The following is a 12,616-nucleotide window of genomic DNA, read 5'->3' on the forward strand; positions in this document are numbered from 1 at the left end:
CATTTGAAGATAGAATTTCACAAGTTGATTTATTGAGTTAGGGGGCTAGCCCCCTAACTCAATAAATCAACTGACACAGTTCAGTGAACACTCCCAACCTTTGAGAGTCATCAAACAGCTCAAGTAGCCGTTGATAGAGCCATCAAAAGCTATAATGAACTAAGGACGCACGATAGTTGTGACAGGCTGACACCAGTGGTCGCTCATGAACAAAAGGGTGTATTAATCAAGCGATGGAAGAAGCGAAATATTCAAAAGAAAGGAACTAAAACCTCAGCAGAGAAAGTCCCTGATGAAGCGATAAAAACGCAAGAAAAGTCGCAAGAAAATCAGGTAAACCCCCATGTCATTCATAACAGTTTTAGCCAAATCAAACCGAGTAATATGTAGTAATAAACTCTGTAAGAGTAAGCAAAAATAGGAGTAAGAATCAACATTTAACATCAAGTAGGAATAAGACAAAACACAAAAAAATGAATAGGAATAGAAGCCCAACCTAGCAAAAGAACCAGTATTAACACAAAAGATTAAAATACATTTAGGAATAAAAAATAAATGTTGTAATCTTGGTAATACAATAAAAAAAGCTTGACAATTAATTCAGTTTTAATCCCTAAAACTGTCAAGCTTTTTTAGGATGTGACAAGGAAGCAAAATCCCTTAGTCAGGAAGCAAAATCCCTCAGTCAGGAAGCAAAATCCCTCAGTCAGGAAGCAAAATCCCTCAGTCAGGAAGCAAAATCCCTCAGTCGGTAAGCTTAATCTCTCAGTAGGGAAGCGAAATCCCTTCGTCAGGAAGCAAAATCCCTAAATCGGGATGCTTAATCTCTCGGACTGGAAAACAGCTACTGTCACATCATTTTCCTTTTTTCTATAAACCTGTAATCCTTTCAGGATTATTGTAGGCTTAATCTGTGAATTTGTGTATTCTTCTATTTTCTTACTTTTCGCTATTTTAACAAGTTTCGAGTGTGAAGCTTTGCCTAATATATCTGGTTAGGCACAACTTCTATATTTACTTTTTGTCCATCTTTCAACTCTTCTTTTTCAAAATTATCTCCACCATAAGCATGTAATCCATAGACCCTTATCTGATATACCTCTCTACAATCTATTTTAATTTTAACGGAACCCGTAGAGTCAGTAACATATTTGCCTACTGTATTAAAGGTCTTCATCAAATAGCCAATACCTTCCTTTCTAACTTCGACACTATCAAACCTATTAATTCTCAACTGCTTAGTTTCGCTGTCTATTGAATTGATTTTTATAGTAATTTGATTTTTTAAATCATTTTTACTAGAGCTACTTGAAATTAACAAAGCTATTACCACTATTGTTAGTCTGAGAATGTTTGATTGCATAGTCTGTTATATTTAAAGGTTTATAGCTAATTCAAATGACAATAAACATTGTTCGACCCCGAAGGGGGTCATACATTCACTCTGAGGTCTTGTATTTAATTTGTTTAATTGTTTCTACTTCTTCCTTATTAATGTCAAAGTTCAATTTTGTTGTCATATAAAATGGGCTGTCAATTCCAGATAGTTTATTCTCTTCAAATTTATTAAAATGTAATACTCTAAATTCCTTTTTATAGGTCGTAATCGTTAAATTATTAATATCAACTATTGATATTTTTTGATTTCTGTTTTTTGTCCAAATAGGCAAGGCAATTTTGCCACTTGTTTCGTTCCAGATAACGGGACCGCCTGTCCATTCATTTATCTTTATTTTTTTGTCATCAAAAATCAGATAACATTCTCCTGCAATTGGTGCCCCCATTGCCATTTCATAAAGTTCACCAAATTCAATTTTATATTTTCCATTTGGTGATAGTAGATTCTTATCAATATTTGAGAAGTTCCACGGATTAGGATAGTCGCTACTCATAAATTCTTGCACCTTTAAAAATGTCAGCAAATGTTGACCAGTCAGGCTTGTCAGCATTTACTTTTAGTTTCATATTGTCGTAATAACCTTGAATCTCTTCTGTGTATGAACTTAACGCTTCCAAGAAGTCTGGCAAATTTTTGTTTTCCCAACTTTCAGGATTGTCAATAAAGTCCTTCTGTAATAAGTCGAGAAATTTAATAAAAGATTGTCTGTCTGTTACTTTTAGGTTGTTAAATGTATCGTCCATAAAATTGGTTATAACTTCGAGTATTTGAAAGTATTCAAAGTAATTTTTGTATTGTTAAAATCAATCATCTTTCAAACCCTAAAGTATCAAATTAAAGACTAACACTAAACTCCTAAGCAAACCTTTCTTCCAAAAATTTATTATGTGATATTTTTAAGCTTCTTTTATCACTCATGGCATGACTGCCAAAGACTTGTCCATTTTCCCAGAGTAATTAAAAGTCATGCCATGAGTATTTATCCAATATTTTCCCTAAAAACCCTAATATTGAATTAAAAAGGCAAAATGCAGGTTTTTAAAATGCTTTTCTCTTTGAAAAACTTAACTTTGAAGATGGATATAGCCTTCCAAAAGACAATCTAAGTATTCGTGCAATATTAATTTCAATTAATATAAAATGTAAGTATCTGAAAATGAAAATTTTAAATTCATAATTCGCAACTCACAATTCTGCATTAGTACTTAATACCCTTCTAAAATGAATAGTATGAATCCAGATGTTATGCAAGCTCCCGTGGCGGCGATAAAGCCACATCCAATGACTCTCCACGGCGATACTCGTCAAGATAATTATTATTGGTTAAACGACCCTGAAAATCCAGATGTAATACAATACCTCGAAGCTGAAAACGCTTATACTGATGCAGTAATGGCGCCAACAAAAGCTTTGCAGGAAGCGCTGTTCCACGAAATGAAAGGCAGAATCAAAGAAAATGATGAGTCTGTTCCTGTAAAAGACGGTAATTATTATTACTATTCAAGATATATTGAAGGAGGAGAATATCCTTTGTACTGTCGTAAAAAAGGTACTTTGGAAGCCGAAGAAGAGATTATGTTGGATGGAAACGAAATGGCAAAAAATCATGCTTATTTTAGCATTGGTGGCTATGAGGTTTCTGATAATGAACAGATTTTAGCCTATGGTGTAGATACCATCAGTCGAAGAAATTATACTTTGAAATTCATCAACCTAAGTACTGGCGAAATTTTACCTGATGAAATTGAAAATACAGAAGGCGGTGCTTACGCTTGGGCGACAGATAATAAAACGATTTTCTACATGGTGCGTGACCAACAAACTTTGTTGGCATCAAAAGTATTTCGTCATGTAATTGGTACGGATACTGCTGAAGATGTATTAGTTTATACTGAAGAAGATCCACAATTTTATATGGGTTTGGGCAGGATGAAATCTAAAAAATACATCATTTCAGTTTCTGAACAAAATGGCGTTTCTACGGAATATCGTTTGTTAGATGCTTCAAATCCTACTGGTGAATTTACTCCTTTTTATCCACGAGAAGAAGGTTTAGAATATGCCATCGAACATTTTGATGATAAATTTTATATCAGAACTAACGCTCAAGACGCCACCAATTTTAAATTGATGGAAGTAAATGAAGCCGAAAGTACTGACATGACAAAATGGAAAGAGGTAATTCCACATCGTGAGGATACTTATTTGGATAGTATGGAGGTTTTTAGAAACCATTTGGTGTTGCAAGAAAGAAGTAAGGCTTTAATGCACATCCGAATTATTAACCAAAGTACAAAAGCGGAGCATTATATTCAGTTTGACGAAACGGCTTATGATACTGGCGTATCTTCAAATCCTGATTTTGATACCAACATTCTTCGCTACTCTTATACTTCACTTTCTACGCCGAGTTCAGTATTTGATTATAATATGGATACGCAAGACAAAACGCTCATGAAAGAGCAAACTGTTTTGGGCGAATTCAACAAAGAAGATTATATCAGCGAACGCCTTTTTGCTACCGCTCGTGATGGCGTAAAAGTGCCGATTTCAATTGTTTACAAAAAAGGTTTCAAAAGAGATGGCTCGCAACCTTTACTTCAATATGCTTATGGTTCTTATGGGTATTCGATTGACCCTTACTTTTCGGCAGCAAGATTAACTTTATTGAATCGTGGTTTTGCTTTTGCCATTGCCCATATTCGTGGTGGACAAGAAATGGGCAGACAATGGTACGAAGATGGTAAATTGCTGAAAAAGTTAAATACTTTCCATGATTTTATTGATGTTTCAGAATACTTAATTCAAGAAAAATGGACTTCAAAAGATAAACTTTTCGCCAATGGCGGTTCGGCAGGTGGCTTATTGATGGGTGCAGTAACCAATATGCGTCCTGATTTATACAAAGGTGTTTTGGCGGCTGTGCCATTCGTAGATGTGGTAACAACCATGCTCGACGAAAGTATTCCTTTGACCACTGGCGAATGGGAAGAATGGGGAAATCCTAAACAAAAAGAGTATTACGAATACATGAAATCGTACTCGCCCGTGGATAATGTGGAAGCAAAAGACTATCCAAATATGTTAGTCACCACAGGTTTACACGATTCGCAAGTACAGTATTTCGAGCCAGCCAAATGGGTAGCTAAACTTCGTGCCTTGAAAACCAACAATAATCTTTTACTTTTCCATATCGACATGGAAGCTGGTCATGGCGGAGCATCAGGCAGATTCAAACGCTTCCATGATGTGGCGTTGGAGTATGCCTTTATGTTGAATTTGATGGAAATCTATGAGTGAGGAGTTTTGAATGCGGAATTAGGAGTTGTTTGATTGGTAGGTTTAGAAGTAGAAGTCCTTTTTTATGCTTGACTTTTATGCCATAAAATAGCTCCGTAGGAGTTGAATATCGGTAGAAAAATGTGAATACCGCAACTCAAGTTCCGTAGGAACGACATATTTGATTATTTCTTCTTTCATTTTTTTAAAATATTTTTACAAATCTCCTTTTCCTCTGAAAGGGAGATTTGTTTGTTTTAGAGGGAATTCTATTTACTTTTGAATAAAGAAAAACTCTAAAGGAATGTTAATAAAATCGCTTTCATTAAAAGAATTCAAATGCTTTGAGCAAGTAGATATAGACTTTGGGAAAATCACTTTACTCACAGGTGCAAACAGCAGTGGCAAAAGTTCTTTGATTAATGCTTTGTTGGGAATCATGCAAAGTAATTACTTTCCACTCTATTTTGCACTTAATGGTCATTTTGTAAATATGGGAGGATACGATGATGTTATCAGAAAGAAGACTGATGAAAATGTATTTACAGTTGACATAGAGTTTGAAAATAATTATTATTCTACAAAGTGGAAACAGAATGAAAGAACAGAACAACCTGAACTATATGAGTTCAGAAATAGGGAAAAATTCGTAATAAGAGACAAAGATGATTTAGCTTATATTGAGCTAACATTCACACTTAAGGAATTTCAGGAATGGAAGAATATTACCAAAAAAAAATATGAAAGCTTATCTTCTACGGAATATCAAAAAATTTGGCGTGATTACAATGGTAAATATGACATATTAAAAGAAGGAAATTATGAAATTCTACGTAAAACTACCTCCGAGGTTGTGATTAAATACAAAGATTCTTTTAATAGAAGCATGAATGGTTCTGACAACTCAAATTTCGAGGTTGATTATGAAATAGATAGATTTTTCAATTATATGGGGTCATTTCGTCTTCCACCTGAACGTACTTATTACCGCAAACCCACAGCAAGCAAAATAGGTGTAAACGGTGAAGGTTATATTGACCAAATTATCGAATGGGAAGAATCTAATAATAATAATGAATTTCAACAATTGCTCAAAGCTATTAGCAATTTAGGACTGATTCATTCCATTGAATCTAATAAGATGAAAGGTGGAAGATTTGAACTAAACGTGAAAGTAAACGAAAATAGCACATTAGCTTCTTTAACAGATGTTGGTTTTGGAATTAGTCAGTTTCTTCCCATTATTGTGGCTGATTTACAATTAAATAGTCAATCTTGTTTAGCCGTTTCCCAGCCAGAGATACATTTGCATCCTAAAATTCAGGCTACTTTGGGAGATTATTTTGCAAAACAGGTTAAAGAAACCGAGAAGCAATATATTGTAGAAACACATTCGGAGTACTTAATCAATCGCCTTCGCCTTTTGATTGTAAAAGGAGAACTACAACCCGAAGATGTGAAATTGTATTACATGGAAAACGATGGCGATAAAACAACTACTTATCCTATTGAACTAACAACGGACGGACAAATCAAAAATGCTCCGCAAGGATTTTTTGATACTTATGAAATGGATGTAATGGATATAGCTTTATTTGCCTCTGCACAATGAAACGCCAAAGCCAAAAAGTTTGACACACAAAGGTATTTTTAGGCGTTCCATCTGATACCTTTAAAAATAACTGAACATTATAATCAGATGAAAAAAGATATTTTTATTGATAACAATATTGCCAGTCGTTTTAAAAATCCTGCCGACCCAGCCTATATAAAATTAAGAGATTGGCTTATCAAGCACACCGAAATCAAAGAAGGTGAAATAGATATAAATGCTCATTTGGTTGTTTCACAAAAACTGCTGAACGAGTACAATCGTTCTAACCAAAATGTAAAAGAAGGGCAAAATATCATTGCTATCATCGGGCGACTTCAAAAACAAGGACGCTTAGTTTTTATTAAGAATCAAGCCATTAAAGATTTTCAACAAGTTCATTTTACCAAAAAAGTAGAAAAGAAACTTACTTGTAATCAAGAAGATAGAGAACATATTCCTACCGTTTTATTATCGCATCGGAAATATGCGTTAAGTATTGATGATAATTTCGTTTCCGATTTAATCAATTTTCCCGGTTTTGTAGTAACAGCCTGCAAACGTCCAGAAGATTTACCTTACCATGAATAATTTCCAAAACAAAATAGTCTGGATTACAGGAGCTTCGTCGGGCATTGGCGAAGCTCTTTCGTATCAGTTCGCCAAAGAAGGAGCAAAATTGGTACTTTCGGCAAGGCGTGAAATGGAATTACAAAGAGTAGCCAACGCTACTGGACTTGGTGCTGATAAAGTATTAGTCTTGCCAATGGATATGTTGAATTTTGACGTATTTCCAGAGAAAGTAAAAACGGTCTTGGAACACTTTGGACAAATTGATGTAGTAGTTCAAAATGCAGGCATTACTCAGCGTTCATTAGTAAAAGATACTGATTTTAAAGTCTATCGAGACATTATGGAACTGGATTTTTTCAGTACTGTGGCATTTACTCAGGCAATTCTTCCCCATTTTAGCGAAAGAAAAACAGGACATTTTGTAGCGATTAGTAGCGTTGCAGGAAAAATCGGAACGCCTCTGAGAAGTGGCTATTGTGCCGCCAAACACGCTATGATTGCCTTTTTTGATTCATTAAGAGCAGAAGTTTGGCAGGAAAACATACAAGTAACGGTCATTTGTCCGGGGTATATCAACACGCCCATTTCTTTAAACGCATTGGATGGCAATGGAAATGTGCATGGGAAAATGGATAAAAACCAAAGTCGTGGCATGAGTGCCGAACGCTGTGCCGAAAAGATTGTAAAAGCCGTAAAAGCGAATCAAAAAGAAGTATATATCGGAGGTTGGTACGAAGTAATGGGTGTGTATTTAAAACGTTATTTACCTGCTGTGGTTTATAAATTGGTGCTGAAAGTAAATGCTGAAAAATAATTTGGGATTGTGGATGTCAGATTTCGGATGTCAGATTTCAGCAAATGGATTTTATAAATCCGACATCTGAAACCCGACATCCGAAAGCCATTTTATTTTCCTACACTACTCTTTCCAGTATTCATATCCATGTAATCCACCACCAAACTAGCCATTGATTTCATGCCTAATACAAAACCACCTTCGTCGATATAAAAATCTGGTGTGTGGTGTGGTGCTGTTTCTGAAACGGGTTTTCCTTTTGGAGCTCCGCCCAAGAAGAAGAAAACTCCCGGTACTTTTTGCTGATAGAAAGCAAAATCTTCTGCACCAGTTACTGCTGCTGTGATAGCAACATTTTCTTTACCAGCTACTCCTTCCAAAGTTGGCACCATTTTCTCCATCAAAGGAATGTCGTTATAAGTAACAGGACACATTCTAGTAATATTCACTTCAGCAGTTGCACCAGCACTTTCTGCAATGTTTGTAGCAATTTGAGATATTCTTGCATGAATCATATCTTGTACGCTAGTATCCAAAGCACGAATCGTTCCATTCATATTTACTTCTTCTGGAATGATATTACTTCTTACACCACCGTTAATTTGTCCAACAGTTACAACCGCAGCAGATTCTGTTACAGGAGCATTTCTACTGACGATAGTTTGCAATCCCATAATTACTTGTGAAGCCGTAACGATTGGGTCGATACTTGACCACGGATAAGCTCCATGCGATTGCTTTCCTTTGATTTTAATTTTAAACCAATCAGAACTCGCCATCGTACCACCCGGACGGTATTTTATTTTGCCAATTTCTGTTTGAGCGTTGATATGCAAACCAAAAATAGCATCTACTTTGGGGTTTTCTAACACGCCTTCTTTTATCATCAAAGCAGCTCCTCCTTCCTCTCCCTCTGGCGCTCCTTCTTCGGCAGGTTGAAAAATAAATTTCACCGTACCTTTCAACTCATTTTTCATAGAAGCCAAAATTTCGGCAGTTCCCATCAGAATTGCTACGTGAGTATCGTGTCCGCAGGCGTGCATAATACTTACAGGTTGTCCGTTGTATTCGCCTGTAGCTTTAGAAGCAAAAGGAATATTCACACGTTCTTTCACGGGAAGTCCGTCCATATCTGCACGAAGCGCTACTACCGGACCAGGTTTTCCGCCTTTTAAAAGACCAACAACACCCGTTTTACCTACGCCAGTTTTAACTTCAATACCTAAAGCTCTTAAATGAGCTGCTATTTTTTCAGCCGTTTTAAATTCACGGTTTCCGAGTTCAGGGTTTTCGTGAAAATCTCTTCGCCAAGCAACCACTTTTGATTCAAGTGATTCTGCTTTTTGAGAAATTTTGGATTTTAATGTATTCGTTTGAGCAAATGATGTTGAAAGAGAAAGCATCAACAATGCCGCAGGCATGATTATCTTTTTCATTGAATAGTTTGATTTTAAAGATGAAATTTGAATGAATCTACTATTAAAATCATTTACTCCCAAATTTCCAGTGGCTTCAATCGTATTTTTGTATCCAAAAAAATACATAAAGTACAATCTGTAACAAGTTATACTTATTTGTTTTTTCAAAACATAAGTAGAAAACCTGTGTTTTCATGCTGTATTCCTTCTTTGCTAAAACCAAATTAAGCTTACCCAATCGTTTCATCTACAAAATAAAAATTTTTTTTTACGATTGTGTAAACTATATATTAATTTTTAACGTTTAAACGCTATAATAAAAGTTGTTATAGCAATATTATGATTGCATATCAACTATTTTGTTTTCATAAATAACATCATAAACTAAACAAAAATGAACAAAAAACTACTACTTATTAGTTTTGTGTTTCTTCTTTTGCTTCAACTAAGCGTTAAAGCTCAAGATAGAATCATTACAGGTAAGGTTTCTTCAGCAGAAGACGGCTCAGCACTTCCTGGAGTAAGTATTATCGTGAAAGGTACCAGTAAAGGTGTAACCTCATTTGCCAACGGTACTTTCAAGATTAATGCTTCGCCAAATTCAGTACTTGTATTCTCTTTTGTAGGATTTGAAAAGAAAGAAGTATTGGTGAGTAATCAATCTCAAATTAATGTTTCTTTAAAGTCTTCTATTTCTGACTTAGATGAAGTGGTGGTGATTGGTTACGGGGTACAAAAAAAATCAAAGCTTACGTCTTCTATTTCAAGTATATCAGGGAAAGATATTACTGACTTAAACACAGCCAGCTTTGACCAGCAGTTAGCTGGTAGAGCTTCGGGGGTACAAGTAACAGTTGGTAGCGGTATTATTGGACAAGCTCCTCGTATTCGTATTCGTGGTACAAACTCTATTACTTCTGGTGGTTCGCCACTTATCGTAGTTGACGGAGTTCCAGCCATTGACGGAAACCAAAGTGCGGCTACACCGACCAACCCGCTTGCGGACATCAACCCTGCGGATATTGAGTCGATGGAAATTCTAAAAGATGGTGCTGCTACTGCGATTTATGGTTCAAGAGCTACGAATGGCGTTATTTTAGTGACTACTAAAAAAGGAAAAAAAGGCACTCCTTTAAAAGTGAACTTGAGTATGCAGTATGGTACAACCAATGCAATCAATAGATTAAGTTTGTTAGATGCCAACCAATTCGTAACAATTGCTAACGAAAAATTGAAAAATGCAGGTGGTACAAACCAAGCATTCTTGGATGCTAATGGTACAAATACCGACTGGCAAAGTATCATTTTACGTCAAGGTATTACGCAAGGCTATAACATGAGTTTTAGTGGGGGCGTTGAAAAAACGAATTATTACTTCTCATTGGGCTATAACAAACAAGAAGGTGCAATTACTGCCAACGGTCAGAAGCGTTATAACTTCACTTCAAATATTGACCATAGCTTTAATAAGTACGTATCGGTAGGTACTAAACTTCAAGTAACCAGAACTGAAAATACAGGTTTGAACACAGGTACTAACGCTTTATCTGGAAACTTAACAGGTGCGGCAAGATTATTCCCTAACGTACCGATTTACAGTGAAACCAATCCTACCGGTTATAATATTTCGCCAGATGGTGCTGTGTTAGGACAAGGTGCAAATACAAGAAACATTGATAACAACTATACCAACATTGCTTTTGTACTTGCCAATAACAAATTCAATGCACAAATCGGACGTGTGTTATCTACTTCTTATTTACAAGTGACACCATTCAAAGGTCTAACTTTGAAATCAATGATTGGTATTGACTATACTGATGTACGTAGTTTTCAATCTACTGACCCAAGACATGGCGATGGTCGTGGTTCAAATGGTGTCGTTTCGCAAACTTCAAGAAACGTAACCAGATGGAACTGGCAAAATACGGCTAATTATTCGACAGAATTTGGAAAAAATTCTATTGATTTAACCGTAGGTACAGAATACCAAAAACAAACTATCTCTTCTTTCACAGCTCAAGCAGCTAATTTCTCTGACAGATTCTTCCAAGAAGAAAACATCATTTCAGGTAGTTTCTCTGTGCCAACTGTAACAGGTGGAGGAGCTTCTGCTGGTTTTGATTCATATTTTGGTCGTTTGCAATACGATTACGACAACAAGTATTTTATGACATTCTCGGCTCGTAACGATGGTATTTCTGCTTTACCAGAAGCAAGTAGAAGAGGTAATTTCTTTGGTGGTTCTTTGGCTTACAAGCTTTCTAACGAAGATTTCTATAAAAACTCAAGCATCGCTAAAGTAATCAATGACATCAAATTGAGAGGTAGCTATGCACAAGTAGGTAACGTAAACATTGGTAACTTCCCTTACTTAGGTTTATTCGGAACAGCTCAGTACGGTTCGCAAAATGGTATTGGTTTTACACAAGCTGGAAACGCTGCCTTGAAATGGGAATCAAGTACACAATCTAACTACGGTGTTGACTTAGGATTTTTAGATAACAAGATTATTTTCTCGGCAGAATATTATAAAAATGATATTACTGATTTGATTTTGGCTGCTCCAACAGCTCCTTCTTTGGGTGTACCTAACAACTCTATTTCTAAAAACGTAGGTGCGATGTACAACAAAGGGTTGGAATTTAATCTTTCTATTGAAGCTATCAAGAAAGGTGACTTCTCTTGGGATGTAAACATGAATTATTCAACACAGGAAAATAAAGTAACTGCATTGAATAAAGGTATTGACGGAAAAGACCAACCAATTTTCCCTTCATCATATCATATTATTACAGTTGGTCAGCCAGTAGCTGCTTTGTATGGTTATGAAACTGCGGGTGTAAATCCAGCAAATGGTTTCCCATTGTTTGTAAAAGGCGATGGTAGAATTGTACAAAGAAATGCAAACACAGGGGTTTATTCATTCTATGATGCTGCCAACCCAAGTGTTACTACTAACACAACAGGAGCGTCTCTTCTTTCGGGAGACGTAGCTGACGGTGGCGACAGAAGAGTATTAGGCAACACAAACCCTACCTGGTTTGGTAGTGTTACGAATAGCTTCAAATACAAAGGCTTTGATTTAGAGATATTTACTCGTTTCTCTGGTGGTAACAAAATTATGAACATTACTCGTCAAGAAACTTTATTGAACCAAGATTTCAACAACAATGGTACTGAAATCTTGAATCGTTGGACTACCGAAGGACAAATTACAGATGTTCCTAAAATGGTTTTAAACAATGGTAACATCATCAACTTAAACGGAAATGCAACTACCAGATTTGTTGAAAAAGGTGACTTTATCAGAATTCAAAACATTATTTTAGGTTATACACTACCAAAGAGCATTATTACACGTGCTAACATTGGTATTAATAGTGTTCGTATTTATGGGCAAGTACAAAATGCCTTTACTTTCACGAGCTATAAAGGTTTAGACCCTGAATTGAACAGTAACGGAGATGTCAACCAAACATTTGGTATCGACTACAACACTAACCCTCAGTTCAGAATACTTACTTTTGGCTTGAACGTAGGATTTTAGTCTCAACAAA

General features: G+C 35.8%; 9 protein-coding genes. 5 read left to right on the forward strand and 4 right to left on the reverse strand.

Annotated features, from left to right (window positions below):
- Positions 1-982: 982 nt before the first annotated feature.
- The 3 genes from HNP25_RS13105 to HNP25_RS13115 all read right to left on the reverse strand — a co-directional run bounded on the left by HNP25_RS13105 (position 983) and on the right by HNP25_RS13115 (position 2,142).
- A complete protein-coding gene (locus HNP25_RS13105; RefSeq protein ID WP_184134782.1) occupies positions 983-1,363 on the reverse strand; it encodes a hypothetical protein in 381 nt (126 codons plus the stop codon).
- A 76-nt stretch (positions 1,364-1,439) separates the two neighbouring features.
- The gene (locus tag HNP25_RS13110; protein ID WP_184134783.1) at positions 1,440-1,892 is read right to left on the reverse strand and encodes a hypothetical protein; all 453 of its coding nucleotides are present in this window, start codon (positions 1,890-1,892) and stop codon (positions 1,440-1,442) included.
- On the reverse strand, positions 1,885-2,142 hold the full coding sequence (locus HNP25_RS13115) for a DUF7660 family protein (protein WP_184134785.1): 258 nt from the start codon (positions 2,140-2,142) through the stop codon (positions 1,885-1,887). The genes HNP25_RS13110 and HNP25_RS13115 overlap by 8 nt, the downstream gene beginning before the upstream one ends.
- Positions 2,143-2,629: 487 nt before the next feature.
- Here HNP25_RS13115 and HNP25_RS13120 point away from each other — a divergent pair, with 487 nt between their 5' ends.
- The 4 genes from HNP25_RS13120 to HNP25_RS13135 all read left to right on the forward strand — a co-directional run bounded on the left by HNP25_RS13120 (position 2,630) and on the right by HNP25_RS13135 (position 7,656).
- Positions 2,630-4,699, forward strand: coding sequence for a S9 family peptidase (locus tag HNP25_RS13120; protein ID WP_184134787.1), 2,070 nt, complete (start codon positions 2,630-2,632; stop codon positions 4,697-4,699).
- Positions 4,700-4,982: 283 nt separating this feature from the next.
- Positions 4,983-6,290 carry an AAA family ATPase gene (locus HNP25_RS13125; RefSeq protein ID WP_184134788.1) on the forward strand — a complete coding sequence of 436 codons (1,308 nt, stop codon included), beginning with the start codon at positions 4,983-4,985 and terminating at the stop codon, positions 6,288-6,290.
- An 87-nt stretch (positions 6,291-6,377) separates the two neighbouring features.
- Entirely contained in the window at positions 6,378-6,860 is a 483-nt protein-coding gene (locus tag HNP25_RS13130; protein WP_184134790.1) for a hypothetical protein, read from the forward strand.
- Positions 6,853-7,656, forward strand: coding sequence for an SDR family oxidoreductase (locus tag HNP25_RS13135; protein WP_184134791.1), 804 nt, complete (start codon positions 6,853-6,855; stop codon positions 7,654-7,656). The genes HNP25_RS13130 and HNP25_RS13135 overlap by 8 nt, the downstream gene beginning before the upstream one ends.
- 92 nt (positions 7,657-7,748) lie before the next feature.
- Here the strand turns inward: HNP25_RS13135 and HNP25_RS13140 are convergent, their stop codons facing one another.
- The gene (locus tag HNP25_RS13140) at positions 7,749-9,074 is read right to left on the reverse strand and encodes an amidohydrolase (protein ID WP_184134793.1); all 1,326 of its coding nucleotides are present in this window, start codon (positions 9,072-9,074) and stop codon (positions 7,749-7,751) included.
- Between the two features lie 376 nt (positions 9,075-9,450).
- Here HNP25_RS13140 and HNP25_RS13145 point away from each other — a divergent pair, with 376 nt between their 5' ends.
- On the forward strand, positions 9,451-12,606 hold the full coding sequence (locus HNP25_RS13145) for a SusC/RagA family TonB-linked outer membrane protein (RefSeq protein ID WP_184134795.1): 3,156 nt from the start codon (positions 9,451-9,453) through the stop codon (positions 12,604-12,606).
- Positions 12,607-12,616 lie beyond the last annotated feature (10 nt).

It is taken from the genome of Arcicella rosea, from assembly GCF_014204325.1.
Taxonomy (GTDB): Bacteria; Bacteroidota; Bacteroidia; order Cytophagales; family Spirosomataceae; genus Arcicella; species Arcicella rosea_A.

Bases quoted from the DNA above. Each gene is read 5' to 3' on its own strand.
- HNP25_RS13105 (WP_184134782.1), bottom strand. From the start codon at position 1,363: ATGCAATCAAACATTCTCAGACTAACAATAGTGGTAATAGCTTTGTTA.
- HNP25_RS13110 (WP_184134783.1), bottom strand. From the start codon at position 1,892: ATGAGTAGCGACTATCCTAATCCGTGGAACTTCTCAAATATTGATAAG.
- HNP25_RS13115 (WP_184134785.1), bottom strand. From the start codon at position 2,142: ATGGACGATACATTTAACAACCTAAAAGTAACAGACAGACAATCTTTT.
- HNP25_RS13120 (WP_184134787.1), top strand. From the start codon at position 2,630: ATGAATCCAGATGTTATGCAAGCTCCCGTGGCGGCGATAAAGCCACAT.
- HNP25_RS13125 (WP_184134788.1), top strand. From the start codon at position 4,983: ATGTTAATAAAATCGCTTTCATTAAAAGAATTCAAATGCTTTGAGCAA.
- HNP25_RS13130 (WP_184134790.1), top strand. From the start codon at position 6,378: ATGAAAAAAGATATTTTTATTGATAACAATATTGCCAGTCGTTTTAAA.
- HNP25_RS13135 (WP_184134791.1), top strand. From the start codon at position 6,853: ATGAATAATTTCCAAAACAAAATAGTCTGGATTACAGGAGCTTCGTCG.
- HNP25_RS13140 (WP_184134793.1), bottom strand. From the start codon at position 9,074: ATGAAAAAGATAATCATGCCTGCGGCATTGTTGATGCTTTCTCTTTCA.
- HNP25_RS13145 (WP_184134795.1), top strand. From the start codon at position 9,451: ATGAACAAAAAACTACTACTTATTAGTTTTGTGTTTCTTCTTTTGCTT.